Consider the following 15,596-nt stretch of genomic DNA (forward strand, 5'->3'; position numbering starts at 1 on the left):
CGCGCCTACCAGCTACTCCGACCAGGCCGTCGAGACCTGCTCGTGGCTCTCGATCGCTGCGAGAATGCGAGCGATAGCGTCGTCGACAGGGACGCCATTGAGCTGCGTGCCGTCGCGGAACCGGAAGCTGACTGCGCCCGCCGCGCGATCCTCCTCGCCAGCGATGAGCTGGAACGGCACCTTCATCTTCGTGTGGGTTCGGATCTTCTTCGGCATGCGGTCGTCTGAGTGATCGACGTGGGCGCGAACGCCCTCGGCCCGGAGCCGCGCGAAGATCTCCTCGAGGTAGTCGCCGTATTCGGCGGCGACGGGAATGCCGACGACCTGTTCGGGGGCGAGCCACACTGGGAACGCGCCCGCGTAGTGCTCGAGCAGGATCGCGAAGAACCGCTCGATCGATCCGAGAAGTGCGCGGTGGATCATGACCGGCTGCTTGCGCGTGCCGTCTGCAGCGGCGTATTCGAGTTCGAAAAGCTCGGGCTGGTTGAAGTCGAGCTGCACCGTCGACAGCTGCCATGTGCGGCCGATCGCGTCGCGGGCCTGCACAGAGATTTTCGGCCCGTAGAAGGCGGCGCCGCCTGGATCCGCTACAAGCTCGAGACCAGACTCCTCGCCAACCTCGCGCAGCGTCTGCTCGGCGTCTGCCCACTGCTCGTCGGTGCCGACTGACTTCTCGGGATCACGCGTCGACAGCTCGAGGTAGAAGTCGTCGAGACCGTACGCGCGGAGCGTCGCGAACACGAACTCGAGCTGGCGCTTGAGCTCGTCCTTGACCTGCTCGTCAGTGACATAGATGTGCGCGTCGTCCTGAGTGAGGCCGCGCACGCGGGTGAGACCCGAGAGGGTGCCAGACTTCTCATACCGGTACACCGTGCCGAACTCAGCGAGCCGAAGCGGAAGCTCACGGTAGCTGCGAGCCCGAGCCCGGAAAATGAGGTTGTGGAACGGGCAGTTCATGGGCTTCAGGTAGTAGTCCTGGCCCTGCTTGGTGACGTTGCCCTCGTCGTCGACGACCTCGTCGAGGTGCATCGCCGGGAACATTCCCTCTTTGTACCAGTTGAGGTGCTGGCTCGTCTCGAACAGCGTGCCCTTTGTGATGTGGGGGCTGTTGACGACCTCGTAGCCGTTCTTCACGAGCTCGGAGCTCATGAACTTCTCGATCTCGTGGCGAATAATGCCGCCCTTGGGGTGGAACACCGCAAGGCCTGAGCCGATCTCGTCGGGGAAGGAGAAGAGGTCGAGTTCGACACCGAGCTTGCGGTGGTCGCGCTTCGCTGCCTCTTCAAGGCGAGTCTGGTAGGCCCGCAGCTCGTCTTTCGTCGGCCACGCGGTCCCGTAGACACGCTGCAGCATCGGGTTCGCCTCGCTGCCACGCCAGTACGCACCACTCGAACGCATGAGCGCCCAACCGTTTCCGATCATCTTCGTGTTCGGGAGGTGCGGCCCGCGGCAGAGGTCCTTCCACTGCGTCTCGCCAGTCTTTGGGTCAACATTGTCGTAGATGGTGAGCTCGGCGCCCCCGACCTCGACGCTTTCGTTGTCGGAACCCGCGTCGGCGCCACCCTTGAGCCCGATGAGCTCAAGCTTGTAGGGCTCGTTCGCAAGCTCCGCTCGCGCCTCGTCCTCGCTCACGACCCGACGCACGAAGCGCTGGCCTTGCTTCACGATCTTCTGCATCTCTTTCTCGAGAGCCTTGAGATCCTCAGGGGTGAACGCCTCGGCTGAGTCGAAGTCGTAGTAGAAGCCGTCGGTGATTGGCGGCCCGATCCCGAGCTTCGTCTCTGGGTTCACGCGCTGCACAGCCTGCGCGAGCACGTGAGCGGCCGAATGTCGGAGAATGCTCAGCCCGTCTTCGGAGTCGATCGTGACGGGTTCCACTGTGTCGGTATCTGTGACCTCCGTCGCGAGATCGCGAAGTTCGCCATTGACGCGCATAGCGACAATGGACCGGTCGGTGAACAGTGAAAAGCCGTCGGCCACTGCGATTCCCTTCGGAGACAAGATAAATACTCCGTAATTCTATCGGGTCGCAGCGGCCGACGGCTCACTCGAGCGGCGGGTTGCCCCGCACAGTGCAGACTATGCGCCGGCGTTGCCCTGCTTCAGCGCCTGCAGTCGCTCGTCAACCTCGCTCAGTGCGCCGAGATCGTCGAGCTCGTTGAACTGCGCGTCGAGTGTCGACGCAGCGAGCTCAGCCTGTCCACGCACCATTGCCTCCTGGCGCTTCACCTTTTCTTCGAAGCGGCCAAGCTCGCTCGTCGGATCCAGAACGTCGAGGTTCTTCACAGCGTCCTGCACTTGCGACTGCGCCTCTGCAACCTTGCCGCGCGAGACGAGCTCGTCGCGCTTCGCCTGCAGCTGCACGAGCTTCTCACGCATGGTCTGGAGGCCGGCTTTCAGCTGGTCGACAACCTGCTGCTGAGCGGCGACGCTCGGCTCTGATGTCGAGATCTCCTTCTCGAATGAGATCTGCTTCGACAGCGCGACGCGTGCGAGGTTGTCAAACTTGTCAGCGCCTGCGGTGTCGCCCGACGCGCGGAGCGTCTCTGCTTGGTTCGACGCGGCCGCCGCCTTCGTACCCCACTCTGCAACGGCCTTGCGGTCCTCCTCAAGGTCTGATTCCATGAGGCGCAGATTGCCAATCGTCTGAGCGACAGAGCTTTCAGCATCGGCAATGCTGTTCTTGTAGTCGCGCTCCATCTGGTTGAGCATCTTCTCGGGGTCTTCGGCGGAGTCGAGAAGTGCGTTGATGTTTGCCTTGGCGAGCTGTGCAATACGGCCAAGGATGGATTGCTTTGCCATGTTGGCTTCCTTTCCTGTGTTCCACCGAATCAGCTCGGAGGAGGTCTGTCAGCGGCGCCGGGCGGAGCCGCAAATCTTTGAGCTTGTGTGCGCGTGAACTTCCGGCGGCTAGAACCGGCCTCCACCTCCGCGTCGACCGCCGCCACCGCCGCCGATCGACCCGCCGCCGTTCCACCCTCCGGTGAACCCGCCGTTCGAGCCGCTCCAGCCCCCACTCGAATGGCCTCCTCCTCCGCCTCCGCTCAGGAGACCGCCGAGGATGCCGCCAAGCACGGCTCCGCCGAAGCTGCCGTTCGATCCGCCTCCGCCGTAGCCGCCCCCAGACCCACCGCCCCACCCGGAGACGTCGTTCACCGCGAGCTGATACGCAGCGCGAGCGTATTGTGTCGCTTGTTGCGCCGCCTGGTACGACTTCATCGGATCCTGCTCCGCGTACTGTTCGGCGAGTTGCAACTGGCGCTTGGCCTCCGCGAGCCTGGTCCGTGCCTGCGAACCGATCGCGCCGCGACGGGTTTCAATGAACTGCTCGGCTGCGAGCACCTCGGCTCGCGCGGGGACGAGTGCTTCGTCTCGGGCTGCTACGGCTCGGCGCAGCCGCTCCGAGTTTTCCCTGGCTGCACCGATAGCCGCGTCGATTTCAACGTTGGCTGCCGCGGCGGCTGCCAGAGCTGCAACGGGGTCGCCCTGCGTACCGCGCGCCAGGAGTTGACTCACCCGTTCAGCGGCCTGGGTAAGCGCCAGCCTGTCTGCCTCGCTCGCGGAGCCGACAAGCTGCGAAACTACTTGCAGGTCACCCTGCAGGTCAGCTGCAGCAGCCTCAAACTGGCTCGCGCTCTCGGCGAGCTCGCCCGCGAGCACGTCGGGGGACTCAGCAAGGGTGCGTGCTTGATCAAGCGCAGCCTCACCCGCGCGGAGCGAGACAGCGGCCGCCGAACGTTCGCCAGACTTCAGCTCGTTCGTTGCGGCAGCAATGACTTCGCTCACGAACTGAAGCCGTGCATTGGCCTCGTTCAGGTTCGCCTCGAGTTGGCCAGCGATTGTCGGCGCGTAGCTTGCCGCAAGCGCAGCGGCCCGCTCCCGCCCGCCGGTGAGTGACGCCCTCACGGCGGGAAGCTCTGCAGTGAGCTGCTCAAGCACCTCTGGTGCGCGCTGCTCGACCTCGCGAAGACGCGAGAAGGAGTCCGTGTGTGAATCGAGCGACTCCTTCGCTCCAGAGCACCTCTCGATGATCTCGGTAAGCCAGGCCCGTCGATCTTCGTCGGAATCAGGGATGTTGTCGTCGAGGAGCTGCCTGCGTGCAAACGCTGCCCGGAGCTGCTCTTTCGCCTCGGCGATCGCTGCTGCGAACGGCTTCGCAGCCTCAGCCCCGAACTGCGCCTCCGCGAAGCCGAGCTCCTGTTCACTGCTTCGGAGGTCGTCATCGACTCGAATCAAAAGCGCGCTCGCTTGTGAATCTAGCTCCTCAAGTGTGAGCTCTACTTCGCCCGCTGCGGACTCCCGCTCACGCTCCCGTTTGCGCTTGCGTGACAACGCGACACCGGCCGCGACGCCACCCGCAACGACAACGCCTCCAATCACGGCAACGGCAATGCCGGTGCCGTTTGAGGTCGGGTTGAGTACAGCTTCTTCGATTCCGGTGAGCGTCGCTCCGACAACCCCCGTCCAATCGCTGCTCTTGAGCGCCGGGCGCACGTAATCGTTTGAAAGCTTCTCGTACTGTGCGTCAGTCATGAGCGCCTGCGGGGCGTTCAGGTCGTACAGGCGATCCTCGACAGCGATGCTCAGCAATACAGCGTCGTCGCCGAGAAAGTTCTTCTCAGCGGTCGCCGCACCCCATGCTTCTGGGTCGGCGGGCGAATCAAACGTGTCGACGTAGACGACAAACAGCTGCACGCCGTGCTCAGTCGCAAACTCTCGCACGTCATCTTCGAGTGCCGACACGCTCGAACCGAGCACTCCGTCGCTCGTTCCGTCGATGATGTACTTTCCACCAAACGAAGGCGGCGGGGTAGCTGAGGCAGCTGCCGGGGCGAACAGCGCCAGACCCGCTAGGGCAGCAAGGCCAAGCATCGTTACGATCCGCTTCATTCACGATCCTCCGTCTGCAACGGCTGCGCGGGTACTCCAACGCGTGCCCGATACGCACAGTTTAGAAGTGCGGGACACCTGGCGCTAGTAGCAGCTATGAGTTCGACATGAAGCCGAGGCGAGGGCTGCCCGGCACTGTATCCACAGTGGCGACAGACGGGAATGGAACTCCTTCGCCTGGAGCGTTCGCGGCATGCCTTCTGCCTGAAGAGGCCGGCAGTGATGCGGGGCTGCGATGTAGGCCGTTAGGCGGGAACGGTTTGCAGGTGAAGCATCGCCCACCCCTCCGGAACCAGTGCGGTGAGTTCCTCCACCGAGGCAGCGGTGATCTCCTGGTGAGTGTCGCGGCGGTGATATGTGCCGAGTGCAGAGATCTGCCCGCCCGTTTTGCCCATGCGCACGGGCGCCTTTACGAGGTCGAACCCGGGTGGGCATCTGTCTGTCAGCTGTGCGTGTACTTCTTCAAGTGACGTTCCTGCCACTTCAAGTTCAATCGTCTCAATGAGTCTGATCGTGGCGCGAAGCATGTAGTTAGCGTAGCGAGTTCTCCGAGCGAAGTGCTTGCGCTCCGCCGGCACCGCTGCAGATCAGCATCACGCAAAACAAAAACCCCCGGCAGGAACCGGGGGTCTTATCTGTGCGCGATACTGGGATCGAACCAGTGACCTCTTCCGTGTCAGGGAAGCGCGCTACCGCTGCGCCAATCGCGCCTTCTGTAAGGCTATTCAATTGTGGTGGAGGTGGCGACGGGATTCGAACCCGTGTATACGGCTTTGCAGGCCGCTGCCTCGCCTCTCGGCCACGCCACCGTAAGTGTTTTGCCACCAAAAGCGGCCGAGATTGCTCTCGGCCACCAGAGCGGATGACGAGATTCGAACTCGCGACCCCAACCTTGGCAAGGTTGTGCGCTACCAGCTGCGCCACATCCGCATTTTCGCCGCCGTGCTTGGCGACGTGTATAACTTTATACAGCTCGGGGTCCGCACGCAAATTCGGCCCTGCTCGCCGGGCGCGTCGCGCTTTCGTTACCCGTTGGAAACGTTGTTATCAGGCGGTTTTCCGACTTCTCTAGCTACGATTGCCCCTATGGCAGGAACTGTTGGAAAGCGCGTCGCGCAGGGGGTTGCGGTCGCACTTGTTGTCGCTGTTGCTGCTGGCGGACTCGTTGCGTACTCATATCGCGGTGAGATTCGCGACCACTTCCTCGCGGCATCTTTCGAGCCGACGCCGCGCATTGACCAAATACGCGGTGAGATTGAGCTCAGTAGCACCGGCGAACGAGTCTTTCTTGCATCGCAGCCGACAATCGGGGGCCGCGACGAGTTCAACGAGTGGTGTGCGGGAGTCGACCACACCGAGGAGGGTCACGTCCTCGGCTGTTTTGCGGAGCGGCGAATCCGCCTCTTTGAGGTCACCGACAACCGCCTCACTGGGGTCGTCGAAACGACAGCCGCTCACGAACTCCTGCACGCGGCGTGGTCGCGCATGAGCCAGGACGAGCGTGCTGCCCTCACCGAGACCCTCATCGCTGAGTACGATGAGCGGGCAGCGACGGACACAGACTTCGAGCAGCGAATGAGTGTCTACGAGAGCCTCTCACGCTCAGCGTTTGCGAACGAGCTCCATTCAGTGTTTGGCACGGAGGTTCGTGATCTTTCCCCTACCCTCGAAGAGCACTACGCGAGGTGGTTTGAGGATCGGTCGGTGATTGTCGACTGGTACGACGGTTACCACAGCGTGTTCGTCGAGTTGAAAGCCGAGGCTGAGCGGTTGAGCGCCGAGCTTGAGTCACTTCGCTCGGACATCGAAGACCGCAGTGCAACGTACGACATTGCCGTTCAGCAGTTCAATGCTGACGCGGCTGAGTTCCGAGAGCGGAATGAACGCTACGAGTTTTCTGGCAACAAGGAGCTTTTCGACTCTCTCCGCGGCGAGCTTCTTGCCCGCCAGGAGGGCCTTGACGCAGTGCGCCAGGAGATCCAGGCCGATACCGATCGGTTTAACGCGCTTCGTGAGGAGCTCGTAAAACTCAACGACGTGAGCGTCGAGCTCAATGATGTGCTTGACAGCACGTTCACTCCCCCAGCGAGCCCCGTGGAGCAGGCGTAGACCGCGGCTCGCTTGCCACTGCTCACCGCGGCTCGCCCCGTGAGCAACGCAATGTGCATCGAAGGCGGCAAATGTGTATGCTTATCGAGTTGCCGCAGGAGATGCGGTGAGGGCGTTTGGCGCAGTTGGTAGCGCGCTTCCTTCACACGGAAGAGGTCGTCAGTTCGAGTCTGGCATCGCCCACCACAAGAACCCCTGGTCAGGCCAGGGGTTCTTTCGTTTCTGGGGGCAGCAGATTTAGACGCGGATAGCAGACGGGTCGCAGGCCATTACTTCGGGGCGCTATACGCCACGCCGGATGACGCCTACGTGACGCCTTCGTGCCCCATGCGTACACTTGATTCCAATAGGTGCTTTAGGCCCATCACAACTAGATCCCACGGAGAACGTGGCATCGACTTGTGATGGGCCTATTTTCGTTTTGAAGGGGCGAACATGAATGACCACCCAGAAGGCGGCGTCGGGTATCTCGAGATGCGGGAGTACAACAAGGCGCGTTGGGCGTACGACCTGTCACACCCGACATCAGCGTTCATGCAGTGGCTTCGCGAGGCCGGCAACGTGTCATTCTCTGCCGAGGATGTGCGAGTAGAGAGCAGCTCCTCCCCCGGCATCCCGATCCCGGCAACGAAGCTCGCGCACGACGAGATCCAGCGCATCTCCAACGAGCTCAACAAGTGGGCAGACGTTGAAGCCGCAGCCAACGACAAGTTCGGCGCCTCACTCCTCATCGACCTCGGCCGCGAGGTCAGCACCGCAATGCACCGCTGGCCCATGGAAGACAAGCCGCGCCGCATCCAAGAACTCATGTGCGGCGAATGCGAACAGTTCACCCTCGTCGTCCGTCCACCCCGCTTCGAGGGCGATCACTCAATCGTGAACTGCCCGTGCGGTTACTCAATGACGCTCGAGGAATTCGAGCAGCTCGTAGACATGTTCAAGGAGGAAGCAGATGCAAACAAGCGCAAGGCCCTGGCTGACGCTCGACGAAGCCGCCGAAAGAGCGCATAGAGACCAGCGCACCATCAGGCGCTGGGCAGCAACCGGCCGTGTCAGGGATTGGGAGCCCCTAGGTGTCAGATTGTTCAATCGAGACGACATAGACCAAGCAAAACGAGAAACGCGCGGCCAAGGTAGACGCAAAGTGTCCGATGTGTCATACTAATCGTAGATGGTGGAGTTCTATACCCACTCACCAGGCCCCTGACGCGGACGCGTTGGGGGCTTCGGTGTTTCATCGCCACAACCGAATACACATTTCAATAGCTCGCACAACGGTGCGGGCACTCCATGAGGCCGCGAGGTTTCATCCGCCGCGTGCGGGGTTCTGGTGGCATAGCCTCACCGCCCCCGCACCGCGTGCTCGGGTAGTTAGCTCATCTGGTAGAGCGCCGGTCTCCAAAACCGGAGGTGGCAGGTTCGAGACCTGCACGACCCGCAATGCGACGGATGCGGGCCGGCTTTCCGGCCTTGACCTGCAGGCCGTTCGTTGCAGAAGACCACGCCAGGATGAGCCGGCCTACATCGCCGGACAAAGGTAAGAGCCCGTGTGGGGCCGCGTGGCAAATCTTCGACAGCCCCCAGAACGGGGCTGGTCTTCAAGGAGCGCAGACGGCCTGCGAAGGGCATGGGCTGCGCGGGGCCATCCGGCGCGGCCTCGTTTCAGTGCGCCAACATCTCCCCCGGCGTGACGGGGACGCTATCTGACGAACATGACCCTGGATATTGAAGCCGGGACGAATCAGAGCGGAAGCGGTGGCGCAAGAACGTACCGGCTCACGACCACACACTTCCCGTCAACAGGCCATTCAGGAGAGATGTCCTCGAAGACCTCTCCTAAAGCGTCTGACGAGTTGGGGGTCATGGTTTGGTCACCATGCGCGGCCCCAAACAATCAGGCATGATGAGTTCATGCTCACTCATCAATGCGCGTTCTGCGGAAACCAAACCCACTTCACTGCAAGACATGGCCGCGTATTTGACACCCGCACAACTGTTTCCGACGGATATTCCATCCAGCTTGGAAGAGTATCCGTAGCAGCAACATGCGACGCATGCTTTAAATACAACATCGCCACAGGCGACCTCGCCAACGCTAGGCGAAGCAGTCTACTTGAACAATATATTGGCGGGGACACTGTTGTTAGGGAGGCGGAACGCATGGAGAACGTCACATGGTCACCGCCATCGATGGTTCAAGCAAACACTGATTACATCCCTGGCGAGATCGCCGGATTCTACCAGGAGGCGCACGATGCGTTTAGCATCGGCGCATACAGAGCCGTGCTTCTTCTCGCTCGCAGTGTCATCGAAGCAACTGCGAAGCTCAAAAACGTTGGCGGCTCCAACCTCGTAAAGAAGATCGACAACCTTCACGAAGAGGGGCATATCCGCCGAGGCGTCAAACAGGTTGCTCATGCGCTACGGCACATTGGAAATGACATCGCGCACGGCGACCTTACGGACCCGCCAACAGCAGAAGACGCCGACGACGTTCTCAAGCTTGCTCGAATGATCCTTGACGACGTGTACGTTGCTGATGCTGTCCGCGTTGACATCCTCACCCGGCGAGGCAAACCGGTCGACTGAGTGAAACCGCACAACGAAACCCCTGAACTTCTGAGCTTGGGGGCTTTGTCGTTCCCTCTTTCATCCCCGCACCGCATTGCTGTCTCTTCTCTGGCGAGCTACGAGTTCGTGTGCTCTTAAAGCGCGGCGCCCGGGCTGCCTTGCCCGCCGGCTACACCTTCCGGCCTATGCTGTAGCTATGAGAATGACCTTTTTAGTGTGTGCAACGACCGCTCTCGCTTTTTCACTTCTTGGATGCTCAGCCCCGGCTGAACAGCACGACACCCCCGCCCCAGCCGAGGACACCTCGAAGGCCCCAGCCGAGCAGACTAGCGCTGACGGCGACTTCTCATTCGCCCACATCAAATCCTGCGATGACGTACAACCGTTCGTGGCGACTTGGGTCGAAGGCCTCAACCCTTACGACTGGAACAGCGTCTCCGAGACTGACATTCACTGCGGCTGGGATACGCCACCGGAGGACGTCACACCAGATAATGCTCGCTCGGTGGAAGTGAGATTCGCGGCGATCTCAGAGCGGCCCGACTACAGTCCGCTAGAGGGCATGGCGGGTTTCGAGCGCGTCAGCGACGAATGGGTCACTGCGAACAACGGTGACGCGTTCACGATGACAGTTGACATCGGCATCTCTGCCGTCATTGGAACCACAATTTGGGTGCCAGGCGTTGAAATAACAGTGTCAGGCGGGCGATGGGCAAACCTCCCTGAACTGGACGGCCCAGCAGGGCTAGAAGTCGCCAAGCAGATTCTCGCTTCCTAGAGCGCCACACGGCCTCAGACCAAGACCCCCGGAATTCCACCGGGGGTCTTGTCATTCCCCCACACTCTTCCCCGCGCCGCATCGTCGGCATTCATTCATTCGCACGCTCACGGCGTGACGCTTCACGACCTTTGGGTGCGCGCGCGGGGATCCCTACCAACGGAGGCATTGATGAATCGTCCGGCCCATCAGATCGATGACGCCCGTGTCTCCGCCCTCCTCAAAGAGGGCATGAGTAACTCCGCCATCGCACGCGAACTCGGCTGCAATGAAGCATCCGTGCGCCGCGCGAAGAAGCGCCTGAGCCGCCCCACAGGCGACGCCGTCCCAACCGATGTCGAAGCTCAGGTGGAACTCAACGCCGCAACCGGCGACGGCTCATTCACCAACGTCAAGACAGCCGAGAAGCTAACCGACTGGACACACGTCTTCGAACAGTTCGGCCTCGACCCTGAAGAGTTCGAGATCGTCGACGACACCGTCACGATGAAAGCTTGGCAGCAGTCCAAGCGCCTCGAGAACGGCGACCGTGACACTGTAACCCTGTACTCGTACGGGGCACGCTTCCGACGTGCACGCGAGATCACGCTCGACCTGCCGGCACTCAACGCAGCCGCAAACACCTCTCCTCAACACGTCGAAGGCGAGAGGTCTGGGCGAACAACTGTCGTTGTGTGGTCCGACCCACAGATCGGCAAGGTCGCATCCCGCGGAGGAACAAACGAGCTCATCGCACGCAGCATCGCAAAACGCGCACAGCTCGCCACGCTCCTGACAGAGCGCGCACCCAACGAGTGTGTTCTCCTCGATGGCGGCGACGGCATTGAAGGTTTCGAGTCGGGCGGCAACCCCATGTTCACCAACGACCTGTCACTCGCTAGGCAGCTCGACCTGTACGGTACCGAGCTCCTCGAATGGGTGAAGGTCATGCTCCCCTACGGGCAAGTGAACGTCCTCGGAGTTCCCTCGAATCACACAGCATGGCGCAATGCTAAGCAGAACCTCGGTAACCCCGGCGACGACCTCGGCCTGTTCATGCACCGACAGGTAGCGAGGATCACCGAAGCGGCCGGCCTCGACATCACGTTCCACGCCTCCGCAGAGTACGACGAGTCCGCAGTCATCGACATCAACGGCACACGCGTCGGCCTCGTGCACGGCAACCAGTTCGGGCCAGGCCAAGCAATCACATGGTGGGAGAAGCAGACGTTCGGCGCACAAGCAGTAGCGACCGCAGATGTTCTGGTCCACGGTCACTACCACAGCTTCTCAATGAACGTCGCTGGGCGTAACCCCACAACCGGCAGACAGCGATGGTGCATGGGCGCTCCCACGCTCGACAACGGGAGCGACTGGTACCGCAACAACCAAGGCAGAGACTCCGATCCTGGCGTTCTTGTCTTCGACATCACAGCAGAAGGCTTTGACCTGGGGTCGCTAACGATTCTCTAGCTGAGTCAAGCCACTTGCTTCAAAGGGAGCGTGGCTTTGATTCAGTCTGTCTGCGCGAACTGTGGTGCCGGCTTTCAAGCACAGCGGAAGGACCGCAGGTGGTGCGAACTCGAGTGCAAGCGCACCCTAAAGAGGAAGTACGATCAGGCACGATACCCCGAGGTGGCTGAAGACGCTATTGCTCGCGCCTGCAAATGGCAGGCCGACAATAGGCGACGCAAGCAGGCTTACGACGCCAAGTACCGGGCCACTAACGCTGAGCGCATTGCGGAAAAGCGCAGGCGGTACAGGCAGACGTATGTGCCCGACAAAGAGGAACGCCGGCTTACTGCGGCTAAGAGGCGCGCAGCGCGGGCCGGCAACGGCACGTTCTCAGTGACGCCCCGCGATTACAGGCGAGCCCTACACCACGCACGAAACGTCTGCACGTACTGCGCTGAACCGTTCTCCACGAGCAACCCGCTCGAATGGCACCACATCATTCCGATCGCTCGTGGAGGCAGGCACTCGGTTGGGAACCTGGCTCCATCATGCAAGAGATGCAATCGAAATAAGCAGATCAAGTTCATCACCGAGTGGCGAGCTCGCCGAGTGGTTTGGGTTGGTGGCACGCAAAAGGCAGCCACTGAAGACGGGTTCGACCTCGCATCGCTCACCATCCTGTAGGAGGCGACAGTGAAGACCATGACACGACCGATCGACCTACCAACACCGCCCGCAGAGGGCGACTGGGATCTCGACACCAACGAAGCAGGCGACGATGAGTGAAATAACCAAGGCCGCACTGGACGAAGCCGTGCGCGCGCACATCGCTGACGAGCACGATGACTCACTAGCGGCATCATGGGTTCTCATCGCCGAGCGGGTACCGCTTGATGGAGACGACGGCCACTCGCATGTCGTCGACGTCGTACCTGACGGGCAGTCTGCCGTGACAACGATGGGACTGGCTTACTTCTTAGCGCAACGCCGATCCGTAGGGAGCATCACCGATGACTGACCATCGCACCTGTGCTGAGTGTGGCGCCGTCTACCCGTCCACCCGTGCTGCTCTTCTCTGTTGTGACGAGGAGTACCGCGGCGACCGATACACCGAGGGACAACGGTGAGGGTCTGCAGCAACCCTGGCTGCCCGACCATCTACCCCAGCAGCCAGGGCAGCCGATGCCCTACCCACAAGGCCATAGCCGATAAGGCCAGAGGAACAGCCGCCCAACGCGGATACAACAGCAAAGGACACCGCGCATTCCGAACCGCAGTCATCCAACGCGACCCCGTCTGCGTCGCCTGCCACCTCCGCCCCAGCAACGTAGCTGACCACCACCCACACGGACGAGACGAACTCATCGAACTCAACCTCAACCCCAACGACCCACACTACGGACGCGGCCTCTGCGAACCATGCCACGCCAAAGCCACAGCAGCCAACCAACCAGGCGGCTGGAACAAGGCATAGCCCCCACCACACCCCAACAAACACCCAGGGGGTACCCCCAGGCCAGCGCCAAGGCGAAGTACCGCCGGGGAGGGCGAAAAAACGTCAGAGGGGTTCAAAATGTTTCAGAATGCCCCGGGAAGGGGCTGACCACCCCGGAGGTGCAGCATGGCTTCTGGTGGCCGTAGGGCTCGTTCTGGGCCTGCTCCTGACCCTCTTTCACGTACCTCTCTGGTGAATGGGCGCGAGTTCACGATTCTGCCGCTCGAGCACAGTGTTGTTGCTCCGGAGTATCCGTTGCCGAAGCTGTCGCAGTACGACGAGTACTTCTCGGACGGCAAGAAGATTCGCGAGTTCGACGCAGCCGAGACTGAGGCAGTCCGTGAGGCCGAGTTGGCGATGTGGGAGCGCTTGTGGGTGAAGCCGCAGGCGGTGATGTGGGCTCGGCTTGGTCTGGCTGACCAGGTGGCGGCGTATGTGCGTGCCTACATGGAGTCCACGGGGCAGAACTCGAACTCTGGCCTCAAGACTGCCGCGATCCGCATGGAAGCGGAGCTTGGTATCTCGACTTCTGGGATGTTGCAGAACGGCTGGGTGTTTGAAACGCCGGCCGGTGAGCCTGTCCCGGATCCAAAACCGCCGAGGGGCGGTGTGAAGAAGCAGACCGGTACCGGTTCGTGGTTGGAGGCGGTGAAGGTTGAAGAAGCCTGACTACGTCATCCCGCCCCGCACCGAAACGCTAGGGCATTTGTGGATCTGGTGGATTGAGCATCACTGCGTCATCCCAGATGGAGACGACGCCGGCGAGGCGTTCGTGCCGTCGCTCGATCACAGCGTGTATCTGGCGAACTGGGGGCGCATACAGCCAGGCGCGAAGCTCGGAGATCGTGCTGCAGCGTTCGTGTACCGTGTTGGCCTCTGGGTCGCTGCGCAGAAGGTAGGCAAGAGCCCCGGTGTGGCCGCTGAGACGTGCCTCGAGTTCGTGGGGCCCGCCTTGTACGGAGGCCGCGCTGTCGAGGGCGAACGGTACGAGTGCCCGTTCCCCAAGTGCGAGTGCATGCACGACCCCTACTTCTACATCGAAGGTGAGCCGAAGGGGCGCCCGTGGGCAACTCCCCGGATCCAGCTTGCCGCGGTGGTGGAAGATCAGGTCGAGAACACGTGGGGCGCTCTTGTTCCGATGATCGACCTCGGTCCGCTCGCGAACGTCATCCCGAAGACTGGCGAGGCGTTCATCCGGCACCCGAACGGGAACCGTGATTCGCGTATCGAGATCGTCACTTCGAAGGCCGACGGCAAGCTCGGTGCGCGAATCTCTGCCGGCAAATGTGACGAGACAGGCCTGTGGACTGACTCGAACAACATGGCCAAGTTCGAGCGCACCCTTCGTCGTGGCGCTGGCGGTATGGGCGGCAGGATCTCGCATTCGTCTAACCCGTACGACCCGGCCGAGAACAGTGTGCTGCAGCGGCAAATGGAGTCGAAGCAGAAGGACATCCTGAAGCATCACTACCCGCCGCCGGCCGCGTGGAACTTCAAGCTCAAGAAGGACCGCGAGCTGATCTTCAAATGGAACTATGCGTCGTCCCCGTGGGTTGACCTGCGAACGGTCGAGGCTGAGTCGGTCGCGCTGATGGAGACCGACCCTGCGGAGGCGGAACGCTTCTTCGGGAACCGGATCGTTGCTGGCCGTGGCTCGTGGCTGGAAATGGCGAAGTGGGAAGAGCGCGTCGCTGCCTCCCCGGTCACGGTGAAGCCGCGCACGAAGATCTGTCTCGGGTTTGACGGGTCAGACTCGGACGACCTCACCGGCATTCGTGCGGAGACACTCGACCAGTACCAGTTCACGCCCCGCTACGGGGACGACCGGAAGCCGACACTGTGGGATCCGCGCGACTGGCAGCAGCGAGTCCCACGGTCTGAGGTGATGGCAGCGTTCCGGGAAGTCGCGACCGAATTCGAGATCGTGCGCGCCTACCTGGATCCGCCGTTCTGGACGACAGAGATTGACCTACTCGCTGCAGAGTTTGGCGAGAAGGTGTTCCTGAAGTGGTTCACGAACCGTCCGTCGCAGATGCACTCCGCGCTCGAGCGATTCCGTACCGACGTGTACAACGCCGACACGGAGTTCACTCACGACGGAGACGAGGTCGTGGCAACACACCTCCGAAACGCGGTCATCCGGGCCGGCAACGTCGACCCGGTCACGAAGATCCGCAAGTACACGATCGGCAAACCCGAACAGCACCAAAAGATCGACTACGCGATGTCGTCAGTCCTTGCACACGAAGCCGTCATGGACGCAATCGCAAGCGGCGCCCGCAACCAGACCGACGACACGAACTACGTCTACTACTGATT

At 61.6% G+C, this 15,596-nt stretch carries 14 protein-coding genes and 5 tRNA genes; 12 read left to right on the forward strand and 7 right to left on the reverse strand.

Annotated elements, in window-relative coordinates; genetic code table 11:
• Window positions 1–12: 12 nt before the first annotated feature.
• The 7 genes from thrS to ACF07D_RS07325 all read right to left on the reverse strand — a co-directional run bounded on the left by thrS (window position 13) and on the right by ACF07D_RS07325 (window position 5,820).
• Window positions 13–1,980: a threonine--tRNA ligase gene (gene thrS / locus ACF07D_RS07295; RefSeq protein WP_391504431.1), complete on the reverse strand. Its 1,968-nt coding sequence runs from the start codon at window positions 1,978–1,980 to the stop codon at window positions 13–15.
• A 99-nt stretch (window positions 1,981–2,079) separates the two neighbouring features.
• Window positions 2,080–2,802 (reverse strand): PspA/IM30 family protein, encoded by a 723-nt coding sequence (locus tag ACF07D_RS07300; RefSeq protein WP_119283814.1) that lies wholly within the window; start codon window positions 2,800–2,802, stop codon window positions 2,080–2,082.
• A gap of 108 nt (window positions 2,803–2,910) precedes the next feature.
• The gene (locus ACF07D_RS07305; protein WP_391504432.1) at window positions 2,911–4,890 is read right to left on the reverse strand and encodes a TPM domain-containing protein; all 1,980 of its coding nucleotides are present in this window, start codon (window positions 4,888–4,890) and stop codon (window positions 2,911–2,913) included.
• 245 nt (window positions 4,891–5,135) lie between these two features.
• Window positions 5,136–5,417, reverse strand: a complete 282-nt coding sequence (locus ACF07D_RS07310) for a hypothetical protein (protein WP_119283816.1) — start codon at window positions 5,415–5,417, stop codon at window positions 5,136–5,138.
• A 111-nt stretch (window positions 5,418–5,528) separates the two neighbouring features.
• A tRNA-Val gene (locus ACF07D_RS07315) sits at window positions 5,529–5,600 on the reverse strand.
• A 25-nt stretch (window positions 5,601–5,625) separates the two neighbouring features.
• Window positions 5,626–5,699: transfer RNA gene (locus ACF07D_RS07320), tRNA-Cys, on the reverse strand.
• A gap of 48 nt (window positions 5,700–5,747) precedes the next feature.
• Window positions 5,748–5,820 (reverse strand) — tRNA-Gly (locus tag ACF07D_RS07325).
• Window positions 5,821–5,976: 156 nt separating this feature from the next.
• Between ACF07D_RS07325 and ACF07D_RS07330 the strand changes: the two genes are divergently transcribed.
• From ACF07D_RS07330 to ACF07D_RS07385, 12 genes are all read left to right on the forward strand, one after another.
• The gene (locus ACF07D_RS07330) at window positions 5,977–6,999 is read left to right on the forward strand and encodes a hypothetical protein (RefSeq protein ID WP_391504433.1); all 1,023 of its coding nucleotides are present in this window, start codon (window positions 5,977–5,979) and stop codon (window positions 6,997–6,999) included.
• Between the two features lie 110 nt (window positions 7,000–7,109).
• Window positions 7,110–7,185: transfer RNA gene (locus ACF07D_RS07335), tRNA-Val, on the forward strand.
• Window positions 7,186–7,434: 249 nt separating this feature from the next.
• Window positions 7,435–8,010: a hypothetical protein gene (locus ACF07D_RS07340; RefSeq protein WP_391504434.1), complete on the forward strand. Its 576-nt coding sequence runs from the start codon at window positions 7,435–7,437 to the stop codon at window positions 8,008–8,010.
• Window positions 7,952–8,164, forward strand: a complete 213-nt coding sequence (locus ACF07D_RS07345; protein WP_391504435.1) for a helix-turn-helix domain-containing protein — start codon at window positions 7,952–7,954, stop codon at window positions 8,162–8,164. The genes ACF07D_RS07340 and ACF07D_RS07345 overlap by 59 nt, the downstream gene beginning before the upstream one ends.
• A 200-nt stretch (window positions 8,165–8,364) precedes the next feature.
• Window positions 8,365–8,437 (forward strand) — tRNA-Trp (locus ACF07D_RS07350).
• 722 nt (window positions 8,438–9,159) lie between these two features.
• Window positions 9,160–9,588: a DUF4145 domain-containing protein gene (locus tag ACF07D_RS07355; RefSeq protein WP_391504436.1), complete on the forward strand. Its 429-nt coding sequence runs from the start codon at window positions 9,160–9,162 to the stop codon at window positions 9,586–9,588.
• Window positions 9,589–9,766: 178 nt separating this feature from the next.
• The gene (locus ACF07D_RS07360; RefSeq protein ID WP_391504437.1) at window positions 9,767–10,348 is read left to right on the forward strand and encodes a hypothetical protein; all 582 of its coding nucleotides are present in this window, start codon (window positions 9,767–9,769) and stop codon (window positions 10,346–10,348) included.
• 171 nt (window positions 10,349–10,519) lie between these two features.
• Window positions 10,520–11,800 (forward strand): helix-turn-helix domain-containing protein, encoded by a 1,281-nt coding sequence (locus ACF07D_RS07365; protein ID WP_391504438.1) that lies wholly within the window; start codon window positions 10,520–10,522, stop codon window positions 11,798–11,800.
• A gap of 375 nt (window positions 11,801–12,175) precedes the next feature.
• Entirely contained in the window at window positions 12,176–12,466 is a 291-nt protein-coding gene (locus ACF07D_RS07370) for an HNH endonuclease (protein ID WP_391504683.1), read from the forward strand.
• Between the two features lie 94 nt (window positions 12,467–12,560).
• Entirely contained in the window at window positions 12,561–12,800 is a 240-nt protein-coding gene (locus ACF07D_RS07375) for a hypothetical protein (protein WP_391504439.1), read from the forward strand.
• 669 nt (window positions 12,801–13,469) lie between these two features.
• Complete coding sequence (locus ACF07D_RS07380) at window positions 13,470–13,946, forward strand: hypothetical protein (protein ID WP_391504440.1); 477 nt, start codon at window positions 13,470–13,472, stop codon at window positions 13,944–13,946.
• Complete coding sequence (locus ACF07D_RS07385) at window positions 13,933–15,594, forward strand: hypothetical protein (protein ID WP_391504441.1); 1,662 nt, start codon at window positions 13,933–13,935, stop codon at window positions 15,592–15,594. The genes ACF07D_RS07380 and ACF07D_RS07385 overlap by 14 nt, the downstream gene beginning before the upstream one ends.
• Window positions 15,595–15,596 lie beyond the last annotated feature (2 nt).

It is taken from the genome of Leucobacter sp. NPDC015123 (genome assembly GCF_043080205.1).
Lineage (GTDB): Bacteria > Actinomycetota > Actinomycetes > Actinomycetales > Microbacteriaceae > Leucobacter > Leucobacter aridicollis_A.

Bases quoted from the DNA above. Each gene is read 5' to 3' on its own strand.
- ACF07D_RS07300 (WP_119283814.1), bottom strand. From the start codon at position 2,802: ATGGCAAAGCAATCCATCCTTGGCCGTATTGCACAGCTCGCCAAGGCA.
- ACF07D_RS07305 (WP_391504432.1), bottom strand. From the start codon at position 4,890: ATGAAGCGGATCGTAACGATGCTTGGCCTTGCTGCCCTAGCGGGTCTG.
- ACF07D_RS07310 (WP_119283816.1), bottom strand. From the start codon at position 5,417: ATGCTTCGCGCCACGATCAGACTCATTGAGACGATTGAACTTGAAGTG.
- ACF07D_RS07330 (WP_391504433.1), top strand. From the start codon at position 5,977: ATGGCAGGAACTGTTGGAAAGCGCGTCGCGCAGGGGGTTGCGGTCGCA.
- ACF07D_RS07340 (WP_391504434.1), top strand. From the start codon at position 7,435: ATGAATGACCACCCAGAAGGCGGCGTCGGGTATCTCGAGATGCGGGAG.
- ACF07D_RS07345 (WP_391504435.1), top strand. From the start codon at position 7,952: ATGCAAACAAGCGCAAGGCCCTGGCTGACGCTCGACGAAGCCGCCGAA.
- ACF07D_RS07355 (WP_391504436.1), top strand. From the start codon at position 9,160: ATGGAGAACGTCACATGGTCACCGCCATCGATGGTTCAAGCAAACACT.
- ACF07D_RS07360 (WP_391504437.1), top strand. From the start codon at position 9,767: ATGAGAATGACCTTTTTAGTGTGTGCAACGACCGCTCTCGCTTTTTCA.
- ACF07D_RS07365 (WP_391504438.1), top strand. From the start codon at position 10,520: ATGAATCGTCCGGCCCATCAGATCGATGACGCCCGTGTCTCCGCCCTC.
- ACF07D_RS07375 (WP_391504439.1), top strand. From the start codon at position 12,561: ATGAGTGAAATAACCAAGGCCGCACTGGACGAAGCCGTGCGCGCGCAC.